Source organism: Flavobacterium sp. MK4S-17 (assembly GCF_009848495.1).
Taxonomy (GTDB): domain Bacteria; phylum Bacteroidota; class Bacteroidia; order Flavobacteriales; family Flavobacteriaceae; genus Flavobacterium.
Genome location: NZ_WWEP01000005.1, coordinates 37,095 through 50,010, shown reverse-complemented (window position 1 = coordinate 50,010; position 12,916 = coordinate 37,095). Strand labels below are relative to the sequence as shown.

The 12,916-nt window shown below is 38.9% G+C and carries 14 protein-coding genes; 10 read left to right on the top strand and 4 right to left on the bottom strand.

Going from position 1 to position 12,916, the window contains the following annotated elements:
* The first annotated feature begins 7 nt into the window (after positions 1–7).
* The 4 genes from GSF09_RS02540 to GSF09_RS02525 all read left to right on the top strand — a co-directional run bounded on the left by GSF09_RS02540 (position 8) and on the right by GSF09_RS02525 (position 6,384).
* Complete coding sequence (locus tag GSF09_RS02540; RefSeq protein ID WP_159799362.1) at positions 8–1,561, top strand: PKD domain-containing protein; 1,554 nt, start codon at positions 8–10, stop codon at positions 1,559–1,561.
* Positions 1,562–1,565: 4 nt separating this feature from the next.
* Complete coding sequence (locus GSF09_RS02535; RefSeq protein ID WP_159799361.1) at positions 1,566–3,221, top strand: family 16 glycosylhydrolase; 1,656 nt, start codon at positions 1,566–1,568, stop codon at positions 3,219–3,221.
* 86 nt (positions 3,222–3,307) lie between these two features.
* Positions 3,308–5,608, top strand: a complete 2,301-nt coding sequence (gene bglX / locus GSF09_RS02530) for a beta-glucosidase BglX (RefSeq protein WP_159799360.1) — start codon at positions 3,308–3,310, stop codon at positions 5,606–5,608.
* Between the two features lie 11 nt (positions 5,609–5,619).
* Complete coding sequence (locus tag GSF09_RS02525; protein ID WP_159799359.1) at positions 5,620–6,384, top strand: family 16 glycosylhydrolase; 765 nt, start codon at positions 5,620–5,622, stop codon at positions 6,382–6,384.
* A gap of 82 nt (positions 6,385–6,466) precedes the next feature.
* Here GSF09_RS02525 and GSF09_RS02520 read toward each other — a convergent pair whose 3' ends face one another.
* The 3 genes from GSF09_RS02520 to GSF09_RS02510 form a co-directional block, all read right to left on the bottom strand.
* Positions 6,467–6,946 (bottom strand): lipocalin family protein, encoded by a 480-nt coding sequence (locus GSF09_RS02520; RefSeq protein ID WP_159799358.1) that lies wholly within the window; start codon positions 6,944–6,946, stop codon positions 6,467–6,469.
* Between the two features lie 133 nt (positions 6,947–7,079).
* Positions 7,080–7,496: a DUF6691 family protein gene (locus GSF09_RS02515; protein ID WP_159799357.1), complete on the bottom strand. Its 417-nt coding sequence runs from the start codon at positions 7,494–7,496 to the stop codon at positions 7,080–7,082.
* Positions 7,497–7,502: 6 nt separating this feature from the next.
* Complete coding sequence (locus GSF09_RS02510; protein ID WP_159799356.1) at positions 7,503–8,063, bottom strand: YeeE/YedE family protein; 561 nt, start codon at positions 8,061–8,063, stop codon at positions 7,503–7,505.
* Between the two features lie 118 nt (positions 8,064–8,181).
* Between GSF09_RS02510 and GSF09_RS02505 the strand changes: the two genes are divergently transcribed.
* From GSF09_RS02505 to creD, 6 genes are all read left to right on the top strand, one after another.
* Positions 8,182–8,637 carry a 2-dehydro-3-deoxyphosphooctonate aldolase gene (locus GSF09_RS02505; RefSeq protein WP_159799355.1) on the top strand — a complete coding sequence of 152 codons (456 nt, stop codon included), beginning with the start codon at positions 8,182–8,184 and terminating at the stop codon, positions 8,635–8,637.
* A gap of 55 nt (positions 8,638–8,692) precedes the next feature.
* The gene (kdsA, locus tag GSF09_RS02500) at positions 8,693–9,511 is read left to right on the top strand and encodes a 3-deoxy-8-phosphooctulonate synthase (protein ID WP_159799354.1); all 819 of its coding nucleotides are present in this window, start codon (positions 8,693–8,695) and stop codon (positions 9,509–9,511) included.
* Positions 9,512–9,635: 124 nt separating this feature from the next.
* Positions 9,636–10,238 (top strand): hypothetical protein, encoded by a 603-nt coding sequence (locus GSF09_RS02495; protein WP_159799353.1) that lies wholly within the window; start codon positions 9,636–9,638, stop codon positions 10,236–10,238.
* Positions 10,239–10,243: 5 nt separating this feature from the next.
* On the top strand, positions 10,244–10,540 hold the full coding sequence (locus GSF09_RS02490; protein ID WP_159799352.1) for a transcriptional regulator: 297 nt from the start codon (positions 10,244–10,246) through the stop codon (positions 10,538–10,540).
* A 55-nt stretch (positions 10,541–10,595) separates the two neighbouring features.
* Entirely contained in the window at positions 10,596–10,994 is a 399-nt protein-coding gene (locus tag GSF09_RS02485) for a hypothetical protein (RefSeq protein ID WP_159799351.1), read from the top strand.
* A 35-nt stretch (positions 10,995–11,029) separates the two neighbouring features.
* Positions 11,030–12,370, top strand: a complete 1,341-nt coding sequence (gene creD, locus GSF09_RS02480) for a cell envelope integrity protein CreD (protein ID WP_159799350.1) — start codon at positions 11,030–11,032, stop codon at positions 12,368–12,370.
* A gap of 69 nt (positions 12,371–12,439) precedes the next feature.
* Here creD and GSF09_RS02475 read toward each other — a convergent pair whose 3' ends face one another.
* On the bottom strand, positions 12,440–12,847 hold the full coding sequence (locus GSF09_RS02475) for a hypothetical protein (protein ID WP_159799349.1): 408 nt from the start codon (positions 12,845–12,847) through the stop codon (positions 12,440–12,442).
* Positions 12,848–12,916 lie beyond the last annotated feature (69 nt).

Below are 12,916 nucleotides of genomic sequence, written 5' to 3'. Positions count from 1 at the left end.
TCCAGATATGAAAAGATTAAAATATATAATTACGTTCGTTTTTGCAGCTTTACTATTAGGCTGTTCTGAAGACGAAAGCAGCCTGGATTCGCTTACAGGGTCGGCTGCACCATCAGATATTTCTGCCTTGTTTACTATCACACAGGATAATACTGGTGTGGTAACTATTACCCCCAGCGGGCAGGCAGTAACAAAATATGAGGTTTATTTTGGAGACGGCACCGAAGAGCCGGGCGAAGTAAGGCCGGGCGGCAGGGCAATGCATACCTATGCCGAAGGGATATATAATGTAAAAGTTGTAGGTTACAACCTTAATGGCGATACTGCCGAATACAACCATGAACTTACAGTATCATTTATTGCGCCGGAAAACCTGAGTGTAGATATAATACCGGTTACCGGTGATGCCTTTTCTATAGATGTAGAAGCATCTGCAGATTATGAAGCCTTTTTTGAGGTTACGTATGGTGAAGACCCTGCACAGGAGCCTGTACAGTTTAATGAAGGCCAGGTAATAAGGCATACCTACGGTTCTATAGGTACATATACTGTAACTGTTACAGCATTTAGCGGCGGTGCAGCTACAACTGTTTATACCGAAGAAGTAACAATTACCAATCCGCTGTTACTGCCTATTACTTTTGAAAATTCCACCTTAAACTATGAATTTGGCGATTTTGGCGGTGCCTACACTACAGTTATAGACAATCCCGCATCGGGGGGGATCAATACCAGTGCAAAAGTAGGAAGCCAGCTAAGGACTGCCGGGTCTCAGGTATGGGCAGGTACATCTATTGCACTTGATGAAATAATTGATTTTTCAGAATTCAATCATTTCAGGATGAAAGTATGGTCGCCACAGGCAGGAATACCGGTAACCTTAAAAATTGAAAACCTGGCCAATTCAGATATTAACCATGAGGTAGAGGTGCTTACAACTGTTGCAAACCAGTGGGAATATATATACTTTGATTTTTCCGGTACTGATTTTTCTCAGGAATATGGCAGGCTGGTTATTTTCTTTAACCTGAATACAAGCGGTGCAGGCGAAACCTATTATTTTGATGACATTGCACTTGTCCCCGCACCTGAATCATTAACGCTGCCGCTTACTTTTGAGTATGCATCTGTTAATTACATTGTAGATGAATTTGGCGGTGCATATGGAGATAAAGTAACCAACCCGCACCAGGAAGGCATTAATACCAGTGCCAACGTGTGCCAGGTTGTAAAAACTGCCGGTGCTGAAGTATATGCCGGTGTTGTAATACCGCTGGAAGCTCCTGTTGATTTTTCTTCCCAGCAAAAAGTAAAAATGAAAGTGTGGTCGCCACAGGCAGGGATAACAGTATTAATGAAATTTGAAAACCTGAATGATGCAGGTATAAATGTTGAAGTGCCTGTTACCACAACAACAGCCAACCAATGGGAGGAACTTACTTTTGATTTTACGGGAATAAATAACGCGAACAATTATCAGAAACTTGTTGTATTCTTTGATTTTAATGTAGCCGGTACAGGAGCTACCTATTATTTTGATGATGTTCAACTATCAAATTAAAGCTATGAAAAAAACAATAAAAAATTTAGGGCTTTTACTGGCGCTGTTCTTATTTGCAATAAGCTGCCAGGAAGACGATGTTACGTTTGGAAACATCACAGCACCCACAAACCTTGAGGTAACTTATGAAATAGTGGGGGCTGATGGTGGAGCCAATGAATTTGGAGACGGATCGGGTAAAGTAAATTTTAAGGCTACGGCGGATAATGCCCTAACCTATAAATTTACCTTTAGCGACCAGTCATCGCTTAATGCACCACAGGGCACTGTTACAAAACAATTTACACAAAACGGTATAAATACTTATACCGTTACTGCCATTGCCTACGGTACAGGTGGCGTTTCAACCAGCACTACACTTGAAGTAACCGTTTTCAGTGACTTTTCAGATCCTGAAACTTTAGAACTTTTAACTGGTGGAAGTACAAAAGTATGGTATTGGAAAGCCTCCGCGGCAGGGCATCTTGGCCTGGGGCCAAATAATGACAACCCTGCTGAAAATGCTTCAACCGTTTGGTACACAGCAGGCGCTTTTGAAAAGGCCGGATCGCCTAACAGTAGCTGCCTGTATAATAACGTGCTTACCTTTAGCCAGGAAGGCGATGCAATTAAATATACGCTTGATAACGGCGGTAGTACTTTCTTCAATGTAAGCTATGTGGGCGTTGCCGGTGGAAGCCAGACAGAAGATTTTTGCCTGCCTTATGATACATCCGGTGAAAAGACCGTTACCCTTGCCCCTGCAAACTCTGTTGTAGTTCCTTCGGTATCTACAGGAACATCAATGATATTTTCAGATGGCGGATTTATGGGATATTATATAGGTGCTACAGAATATGAGATACTATCTATAACCGCTACCGAAATGAAAGTAAGGGCAGTACAGGCTAACAATCCTGCCAATGCATGGTACCATACCTTTACAACCGTACCTGTTGACCAGCAGGGCGGCGATAATGAGCCTGATTACTCCAACCTTGTATGGCAGGAAGAATTTGATACAGATGGCGCACCAGATCCATCGAAATGGACAATGGAAACAGGCACGGGCGAAAATGGCTGGGGTAATAATGAAAAACAATATTACAGGGCTGAAAACGCCGTTGTTGATAACGGAATTTTAAAAATTACAGCTAAAGCAGAAAATTTTGGAGGTATGGAATATACTTCGGCCAGGATGATGACACACGAAAAATACTTTTTTACTTATGGCAAAGTAGAGATAAGGGCTAAACTGCCTTCAGGCAGTGGTACCTGGCCTGCATTATGGATGCTGGGTTCTAACTTTGAAACCAATGAATGGCCGGCATGTGGTGAAATTGATATTATGGAGCATGTGGGCAATTCGCCGGGAGAAATACATGGCACGCTGCATTATCCTGGAAATTCCGGAGGTAATGCAAATACCAACTCTACTAATGTGCCCGATTTTGCGGAAGCTTTCCATGTGTATTCTGTAATATGGAGCCCCACCAAGATAAGGTTTTTTGTAGATGGCAATATGTACCATACATTTGATAATAGTCCTTCAACTGTATTTAACCACGACTTTTTCCTGATACTTAACGTTGCTATGGGTGGCAACTTTGGCGGGGAGATAGCCCCGGGCTTTACACAATCTACCATGGAGGTTGATTATATAAGGGTTTACCAGGAATAATTAATTCACATCTATTTTAATTCACTCTATTTCAACAGTCAGGGGCGGCATAACGCCTCCCCTACTGTTGATTTATATTGCAACTAATGAAATTTACTATACAAACAACTGTTTTGGCAGTAGTTGTGGTAACAGTGTTGGGCTGTACCGCTGCCAGGCAGGATAAAAAGAAATTATATACTGATACTGAGAAATTACCTATTGACCGGAAAGTAGATTCGGTGCTTGCACTAATGAGACTCGAAGAAAAAGTAGGGCAAATGAACCAGTACAACGGTTTTTGGGACTTTACAGGCCCTGCTCCCACAGGGGGGCTTGCAGCCCAGAAATATGACCATATTAAAAAAGGCCTTGTGGGTGCCATGCTTAATGTAAGGGGCGTGAAAGATGTAAAGGCCCTGCAAAAAATTGCGGTTGAAGAAACAAGGCTGGGCATACCACTGCTTTTTGGCTTTGATGTGGTACACGGTTACAAAACCGTTAGCCCCATACCATTGGCAGAAGCTGCAAGCTGGGACATGGAAGCCATAAAAAAGTCGGCTGAAATTGCTGCTGCCGAAGCCGCAGCTGCAGGACTTAACTGGACTTTTGCGCCAATGGTTGATGTTACCCGTGATGCACGCTGGGGGCGGGTTATGGAAGGTTCCGGTGAAGACCCTTACCTTGGCAGCCAGATAGCCATTGCACGTGTAAAAGGTTTTCAGGGCAACTTAACAGAATTTAACCTGGCAGCCTGCATAAAGCATTTTGCAGGATACGGTTTTTCTGAATCGGGCCGTGATTATAATACGGTAGACATAAGCAACAATACACTGCACAATATTATATTGCCTCCATTTAAGGCAGCAGAGGAAGCCGGTGCATTAACTTTTATGAATTCTTTTAATGAACTTGAGGGAATACCTGCCACAGGCAACCATTACCTGCAAAGGGATATATTAAAAGGAGAATGGAACTTTAAAGGCTTCGTAGTATCTGATTGGGGGTCGCTTGCGGAAATGATACCGCACGGTTATGCAAAAGATTTAAAGGAAGCCGCTATGCATGCAGCAAACGCAGGATCTGATATGGATATGGAGTCATACGGTTACGTTCAGCATCTTGCCGAACTTGTAAAAGAAGGAAAAGTAAAAGAGGAAGTTATTGATGATGCTGTGCGCCGCATACTTAAAGTGAAATTCCTTTTAGGCTTATTTGATAATCCTTACAAATACTGCGACGAAGCCCGCGAAAAAGCAATTACGGGAAAAAAGGAATTTCATGATGGTGTACTTGATATGGCAAAAAAATCGATAGTACTCCTAAAAAATGAAAACAATATACTGCCACTTGCAAAACAGGGTAAAAAAATTGCTGTTATAGGCGCACTGGCCAATGATAAAACCAGCCCATTGGGAAGCTGGCGTATTGGTGCAGATGATAATACAGCCGTTTCGGTTATGGAGGGACTTAAACAATATAAAGGGAACGAGCTTGTTTATGCCAAAGGTGCTGATGTAACTGTAGGCAAAACTGTTTTTGTATCTGAAACAAAAATTAACACTACCGATAAAAGTGGTTTTAATGAAGCCGTAAAAGCTGCTGAAAATGCGGATATTGTCATCATGGTTTTAGGCGAGCACGGACTACAAAGTGGTGAAGGGCGCAGCCGTAGCGAACTTGGTTTACCCGGGGTACAACAGGAACTTTTAGAAACAGTTTATAAGGCGAATCCTAATGTTGTTTTAGTGCTTACCAATGGCAGGCCCCTGGTTATACCGTGGGCAGCAAAAAACATTCCCGCCATTATAGAGGCCTGGCATCTGGGTATACAAAGCGGTAACGCCATTGCACAGGTTTTATATGGCGATTATAATCCCGGTGGTAAGTTGCCCATGTCATTTCCAAGGACTGTTGGCCAGTTGCCTTTATATTATAACCACAAAAATACAGGGAGGCCGGAAAGCAATGAGCCCGAAAGCGTTTTCTGGTCGCATTACACAGATGTTGAAAATACCCCGCTATACCCTTTTGGATATGGCTTGAGCTATACAACATTTCAGTATTCTAACCTGAAACTTAACAAAAACAGTTTTGGCAAAGGAGGAAGCATAACAGTTTCTGTAGATGTTAAGAATACGGGTAAAATAAGTGGACGGGAGGTTGTTCAGCTATATATACGCGATTTAACAGCTTCTGTAACACGTCCTGTAAAAGAGCTTAAAGGATTTGAAGTTGCCGAACTTAAACCTGGAGAAACAGAAACAATATCTTTTACAATAAACGAAAAGAGTATAGAATTTTATACTGCAAATAATATATGGGAGGCTGAAGCGGGGGAATTTAAAGTCTTTGTAGGAGGAAGTTCTGACAAGACATTGGAATCAGGCTTTAATTATACCAAATAAATTAATTATAAATGAGATATTTAATAATCACATTACTGGCATCTATCACTCTTTCAGCCCAGGAAAATAAAAGGGAGTTGATTTGGGAGGAAAACTTTAACGACAAAAAGCTGGATGAAAAAGTATGGAATTTTGAGTTGGGAGATGGCTGCCCCAATATATGCGGATGGGGTAATAACGAACGCCAGATATACACCAAAAATAACCACAGTGTTGAAAATGGCTTTTTAATTATTAATGTAAATAAAGAGGGTAATATTTATACCTCTACGCGCATAACCACCGCCGGCAAAAAAGAATTTAAGTATGGCTATATTGAAGCACGGGCTAAGATACCTGTCGGTAAAGGTATATGGCCTGCTTTCTGGATGCTGGGCAGTAATATTAAACAGGTTGGATGGCCTAAAGCAGGGGAAATTGACATACTTGAATATGTAGGCAAAGAGCCTGATATGGTTTTTACATCATTACATACACAGGATAGCCACGGCAATACCATAAATACCAAAAAAACAAGGTTTGAAAATATTGAGGAAGGATTTCACACTTATGCTATTGACTGGACAGAAGAAAAAATAGAATTTTTTGTTGATGGTCAATCAGTTTATACTTTCAAACCTTCAGATAAAAATAGTGATGTATGGCCGTTTAACCAACCTTTTTATTTTATATTAAATGTTGCGGTTGGAGGTAATTTTGGCGGGCCGGATGTTGATGATTCTATCTTTCCCCAGAAATTTATAATTGATTACATAAAAGTTTATTCAAGTAAATAGTTTTCATTTGTTAAGTTAGTTTAGTTAAAAAAAAGGATGCCGCTTATGGGCATCCTTTTTAATACTATATAGTTGTATAAAATTATTTTACCAATCGGTAAGTATAAAATTCTGAAGATAATCTTCCATCATCCAGCCTTGTATCATTACCAATATTCAATGTACTTTCACTAAGCCTGTAAATCCTGTAAGTATAAGCATTTCCACCTTCGGTTACAGTTAATGCGGAATCATTTTGCGACCAGATACCATTAACTACAGTACCTTGACAAACATCATCACCATCCATCATATACGTCATTGATTCATAAACGTTAGGTGCTGTAAATTCTATGTAATCTCTGCTGCTGCATCCGTTTTCGGGGTTTATCTGTTCAGTACTTTGAACCTGATAATCAATCATAGTTGTCCTGCTTACAAGCTCCCACTTTCCTACCAAATCTCTGTCTATTGTAAAATCCTGCCTGTCCTCTACCACATTATTATCATCATCGCTGCTGCAAGAAGCCAAAACAAGAAATAACGCTAAAAATGAGATACTTAAATGTTTAATTTGTTTCATATTACTTTTTTGTTAAAGGTTTTGAACAAAATTACTATTAGGTATCTTAATAAAAACTTAAACAGGAAGTATTATAAATTAATTAACTTTATCAAGTTAAAAACTAAAATATTTTAACATTTAAGTATAAAGGCTATTTGTGTGGTAGTTTATCCTTTATTAAACCATATAAATAAGTACCTGCCAAAGCCCCTATAAATACAAGTGCAATAGCCCAGTACCCTGCCCCTATTAATATAAAAATCGGCCCAGGGCAAGTGCCTACAAGCCCCCAGCCTAAACCGAAAATCAGTCCCCCTATTAAATAGTTGGTAAAGCCTTTTTCTTTATCGGGAATAGTAATGGCAGCGCCTGCAATATCTTTTAATTTACGCCTTTTAATAAACTGTATGCCTATAACACCTGTAATAACAGCAACACCAATTATACCATACATATGGAATGACTGAAAATGAAACATTTCATATATCCTGTACCAGGACACAGCCTCTGATTTTGTTAGTACAACACCGAAAAGTATGCCTGTAAATAAAAACTTTATAAACTTCATTTCTTTTTAATTAAAAATTAATGGCAGTACCAGCCATGACATTATTAAACCGCCAATAAAAAAACCGACAACGGCTATTAATGAGGGCAACTGTAAATTACTTAGCCCTGTTATGGCATGCCCGGAAGTGCATCCGCCTGCGTAGCGTGTGCCAAATCCAACCAATAACCCGCCTAATAGTAAAATTGCTATGATTTTTGGTGATTGAATAGCCTCAGCACCTGCAAGTGTTTCGGGTAACAGTTTACCTTCAGGAGCATCAATTTTCATTTCCTGTAATTCGGTTATAGTTTGTGTGCTGATATTTACTCCGCTGCCGTCACTCAGGTAGTTAACCGCAATCCAGCCACCAATCATAGCACCAAGTACCACAACAAGGTTCCAGCGTTGTGATTTCCAGTCAAACCGAAAAAAATCACAGTTTTTGCCTGCTCCAAGCACAGAACACATAGTGCGGAGATTGGAAGACATACCAAAAGTTTTACCGAAGTAAATTAAAAGCAGCATTACCAGCCCAATAATAAAGCCGGATATATACCAGGGCCAGGTACCATAAAAACTATACATATTTGTTTTATTTTTTACAAAAATAACATTCTGAATGTTGCTATTGGTAAAATGGCTTAAAAAGTTGGCACTACATATACATATAATTATTTGCTAACTTTGAGGAATAAATACAGTCATGAGAAAAATAGTTTTAGCATGCTTTATGCTTATAATAGCAGCATCCTGCATAAGTACAAGGAATACTATTAAGAATATTGATAATAATGCAAATATGCCTGCACTTTCAAAAGAAAGGACTTTTATTATTACAGAGATAAGTAACAGCGATAAATATGGTTATGACCCCGATTATCCTGTAAATCTTGGATTCCTGTCTTTAAAAAGCTCTGAAGTGAATGTTGACAGATACTTTGGCGCACTAACCGGGCCACAGGGTCAAAAATTAATATACAATAAAATTGAAAGCTGCTGCCCTTTCCCTTCTAAAAGAAATGATATGGGTGCAGGAATACTGGATATTTATGAAGTAAAGTGGGAAGGGCTTAAAGAACCCAAACGCATACATATAAACTTATATGAAAAAGGTGAAATACTAGCCCCGCTTGGCTTTGGCATTAAAAAAATTGAATAATGCTGAAAGCATACATATTCGTATCTTTGCACGTAACATTTTATAATTAAATTTAATGGACTTAAATAACATACCACAGATAAAACACACTGATAGTAATAATTTTTTCCTGCTTGCAGGCCCTTGCGCCATAGAGGGTGAAGAAATGGCGTTACGAATAGCCGAAAAAATTGTAAGCGTTACCGACAGGTTAAAAATACCTTACGTTTTTAAAGGCTCTTTTAAAAAAGCAAATCGCTCACGAATTGACAGCTTTACAGGTATTGGTGATGAAAAAGCCCTGAAGATATTGCAAAAGGTATCGCAAACCTTTGGAGTGCCTACCGTAACCGATATACATGAAAATGAAGATGCTGCAAAAGCAGCAGAGTATGTAGATATATTGCAGATACCTGCTTTCCTTGTGCGACAGACAGACCTTGTTGTAGCGGCCGCACAGACGGGAAAAACCATAAACCTTAAAAAAGGACAGTTTATGAGCCCTGAAAGCATGAAGCATGCCGTACAAAAGGTACTGGACTGCAATAATGAAAATGCTATGGTAACTGACAGGGGCACTATGTTTGGATATCAGGATATGATTGTAGATTACCGGGGAATACCTACCATGAAACAATTTGCAACTACTGTATTGGATGTAACACACTCACTGCAGCAACCCAACCAAACTACAGGTGTAACGGGTGGCAGGCCGGATATGATTGAAACCATTGCAAAAGCAGGAATAGCTGTTGGCGTTGACGGTATTTTTATTGAAACGCACTTTGACCCCGCTAATGCAAAGAGCGATGGGGCAAACATGCTGCACCTAAACTATTTTGAAGGACTAATGGAGAAACTGGTAGCAATCCGCCAAACCATTAACAAGTTTTAAAAAATCATATATTTAAAAGACTTAGGAGGATAGCATCAGCTATCCTTTTTTTATGTATTTTTTTTCAAATAGTATTGTACAAATAAAAAATTATATTTTACTTTGCATTTCAAAGTACTTTAATATGGAAAATTATTTAAAGGATATACAGGACATCAAAAAGATGATGGACAGAAGCAGCCAGTTCTTATCCCTTAGTGGTATGGCGGGTATAATGGCAGGTATATATGCATTGGCCGGCGCCTATGCAGCCCATACTATTTTAGAAAGGGAACGTGGTAATTATGTAATAATCGAAAGCAGCACCTTTAAATACATATCTGCCATAGCTATTGGTGTACTTGTCCTATCGGTAGTTACTGCCTTTATCCTGTCAGCGCGGAAAGCCGTTAAATATGGTGAAGTACTTTGGAACACAACTTCAAAGCGACTTGTGATAAACTTCCTTATACCTTTAGTGACCGGTGGTATATTTGCCATACTGCTTATTAAAAATCACTATTATGGCCTTATAGCTCCCATAACTTTAATTTTTTACGGCATGGCTTGCCTTAATGCCGGTAAATATACCTTGCGGGATATCCGGTACCTTGGCATAACCATAATTATAATCGGGCTGTTGGCTACTGCATTTATGGGCTACGGACTGGAATTTTGGGCATTGGGTTTCGGGGTTTGTCATATATTATACGGCTCTGTAATGTATTATAAATATGACCGTAAATAAACATTGTGAAAAATATACTGCAACATATAAATAAAGCATTTGACCATCGCATACGCCTGGGTATTATGAGCATACTCATGGTAAATGAGTATGCTGATTTCAATACGCTTAAAGAGCTGCTTGGCGTAACAGACGGTAATTTGGCCAGCCATGCAAAAGCATTGGAAAATGAAGAATATATTACCATTGAAAAACAATTTGTGGGCAAAAAGCCAAACACAAGATATATAGCTACCAAGCTTGGCAGAAAAGCCTTTAAAGACCATATTGATGCACTGGAAAAATTAATACAAAAAGGATAATAAATTTTTTTACATAATCACTTTGAAAAACAAAGTACTTTTAAAAAACAAAACAATGAAGAAATCTAAACCACAAAACAAATTAAGCCTGGCAGAGCTTATCGATTATCCCGAAGGAAGCCTGGGCTTTCATCTTGGGCAGCACCTGTTTAAAAACAGTATCGAGCCAAACCCTGAACCGGAATCAGAAGATATTTTCAGGGCGCTAATAACTGATAAAACTTCTGATAGAGAAGAAATTGGCATGTACTATTACCTGGCCGGCAATGGTGATTACAGCTTCAGGACATTATTTATAGCCGTTAGCGGTGGTGTGTTAATGTTTTGGAACATTCCCTATTTCCTGAAAAGATATAATGAAGGCAAAAAAGCACTTCGCTTTTTTGACCTTAATCATTTTGCAATGCTGCACCTGCCGCTTACAAAAATTAAAGCAACATTTTTAATACGGTAACATTTAGGTTTTAAAGTAAATAACAATCAATTAATATGGAAACAAATCAAAAAACATCATTTTTTCAGTCAGGCACTGCAAAAATAATTATGGTGGGACTGCTTACACTTATCCTGCTTATACCCCTGGAGTTTGTAAAAGGACTTATAAAGGAAAGGGCACAAAGGCAACAGGAAGTTGTAGAAGAAATAAACGACAAATGGGGCCGACATGTTTACCTGTATGGTCCTATGCTTAAAGTACCCTATACGGTATATGAAGAGGAAAGCCTTATTGACGAAAAAACCAAACAGGTAGTAACCAAACGCAGCCCAAAAACCGAATACGCTTATTTCTTCCCGGAAGAATTAAAATCTGACATAAAGGTAAATACAGAAGAAAAAAGCAGGAATAATTACCAGTCAGTTATATTTAAATCAGACATAAATATAAAAGGCAGTTTTATAAAGCCGGATATAAGCAACAGGGATATTCCCAGCGAAAACATGCAGTGGGATAAAGCCAGCATTATCATTCGCACTAATAATATTAAAGGTATTAAAGGCGAGGTGAGCATTAACTTTGGCAGCAATAAATATACTTTTGAACCTGTAGCCATTAATAACGGTAAGGACAGCACATCTTCACTTGCCACACTGCCTATTGATGCAGGCGCACTTCTGCAAAACAATACTGCCCCGTTTACAATGGCTATAAGTTATAACGGCAGCCGTAATATTGCTTTTGTGCCTGTAGGCAAAATAACCGAAGCATCTATGGTTTCCAACTGGCATTCACCCAGCTTTGGTGGTAATTTCCTGCCTGAAAATAAAACTATAACCGAAAAAGGATTTACCGCCGACTGGAAAATATCTTATTTAAACAGGCCCTTTCCCCAGCAGCACTTTGATGGGCTGCCTGATTTAAGCGAATTCAGCTTTAATGTTGATTTCATGATTCCGGTTGACCAGTACCTGCAAAATGAAAGGGCTTCAAAATACGGATTTCTGGTAATAGGGTTAACCTTCCTTATTTTTTTCCTTATACAGGCTATTAGTAAAATAAGCATCCATATATTTCAATACACAATGATTGGGCTTGCGCTTATAATGTTCTATACATTATTAATTTCGATAACAGAGCATAGCAGCTTTACATTGGCTTACATCATTGCAGGATGCTCTGTGGTGGCAATGATTGGGCTATATTCCATATCTATATTAAAGAATATTAAATTCCCAGTTTTTATAGCCGCATCCCTAAGTGCGCTTTATACTTTTATTTATGTGATAATTCAGCTTGAAAACTATGCTTTGCTTGTTGGCAGTATTGGGTTGTTCCTTATATTAGGTGCAGTAATGTACTTTTCAAGAAAAATAGATTGGGGTACAAACTAAAATAATTAAAAGGCTGCTTTAAATGCATTTTATTCTAATTGCATAATGTTTTAAGGCAGCCTTTCTACATTACTTAAGTTCTGTAACTTTAATATGCTGTTCTTTGCCCATTTGCCAAAATTCGCCGCTCACCTCAATATCTTCACCTACTTTTACTTCCCTGAATTGTTTTGGGCTATCCAGATTGGGTATACTGATGGTAGCAAAATAAATAATACCTTCTCTTGTTTTAATTTTTGCAGTATAGCCGTCTTTACCCCTTTGTATATCTGTTACCCTCCCTTTCAGCACAGTATCTTCAATAGATGCCGGCTGGGAAACTACCTCAGGGACTTCCACTTCAGTATTATCAACCGCAACGGTATCTTTTTGTACTATTGTATCCTTTTGCTCAGTTAATCCTTCCTCCTTCTTTTCTTTACATCCTGTTACAGCTGTTATAGTAAGCAGGCATCCTAAAGCTATTGCTTTTTTCATAATCATAATTGTTTATCTCAAAGATACTGTTTACCGGATAATAAAAAAACCGCCTTGTTAGGCGGTTTA

What these genes read in the sequence shown, in the direction of transcription:
- GSF09_RS02475 (WP_159799349.1), bottom strand. Translation starts at nt 12,847, where the DNA reads ATGAAAAAAGCAATAGCTTTAGGATGCCTGCTTACTATAACAGCTGTA.
- GSF09_RS02515 (WP_159799357.1), bottom strand. Translation starts at nt 7,496, where the DNA reads ATGAAGTTTATAAAGTTTTTATTTACAGGCATACTTTTCGGTGTTGTA.
- GSF09_RS02505 (WP_159799355.1), top strand. Translation starts at nt 8,182, where the DNA reads ATGAGAAAAATAGTTTTAGCATGCTTTATGCTTATAATAGCAGCATCC.
- GSF09_RS02520 (WP_159799358.1), bottom strand. Translation starts at nt 6,946, where the DNA reads ATGAAACAAATTAAACATTTAAGTATCTCATTTTTAGCGTTATTTCTT.
- GSF09_RS02510 (WP_159799356.1), bottom strand. Translation starts at nt 8,063, where the DNA reads ATGTATAGTTTTTATGGTACCTGGCCCTGGTATATATCCGGCTTTATT.
- GSF09_RS02535 (WP_159799361.1), top strand. Translation starts at nt 1,566, where the DNA reads ATGAAAAAAACAATAAAAAATTTAGGGCTTTTACTGGCGCTGTTCTTA.
- GSF09_RS02540 (WP_159799362.1), top strand. Translation starts at nt 8, where the DNA reads ATGAAAAGATTAAAATATATAATTACGTTCGTTTTTGCAGCTTTACTA.
- bglX (WP_159799360.1), top strand. Translation starts at nt 3,308, where the DNA reads ATGAAATTTACTATACAAACAACTGTTTTGGCAGTAGTTGTGGTAACA.
- GSF09_RS02485 (WP_159799351.1), top strand. Translation starts at nt 10,596, where the DNA reads ATGAAGAAATCTAAACCACAAAACAAATTAAGCCTGGCAGAGCTTATC.
- kdsA (WP_159799354.1), top strand. Translation starts at nt 8,693, where the DNA reads ATGGACTTAAATAACATACCACAGATAAAACACACTGATAGTAATAAT.
- creD (WP_159799350.1), top strand. Translation starts at nt 11,030, where the DNA reads ATGGAAACAAATCAAAAAACATCATTTTTTCAGTCAGGCACTGCAAAA.
- GSF09_RS02525 (WP_159799359.1), top strand. Translation starts at nt 5,620, where the DNA reads ATGAGATATTTAATAATCACATTACTGGCATCTATCACTCTTTCAGCC.
- GSF09_RS02495 (WP_159799353.1), top strand. Translation starts at nt 9,636, where the DNA reads ATGGAAAATTATTTAAAGGATATACAGGACATCAAAAAGATGATGGAC.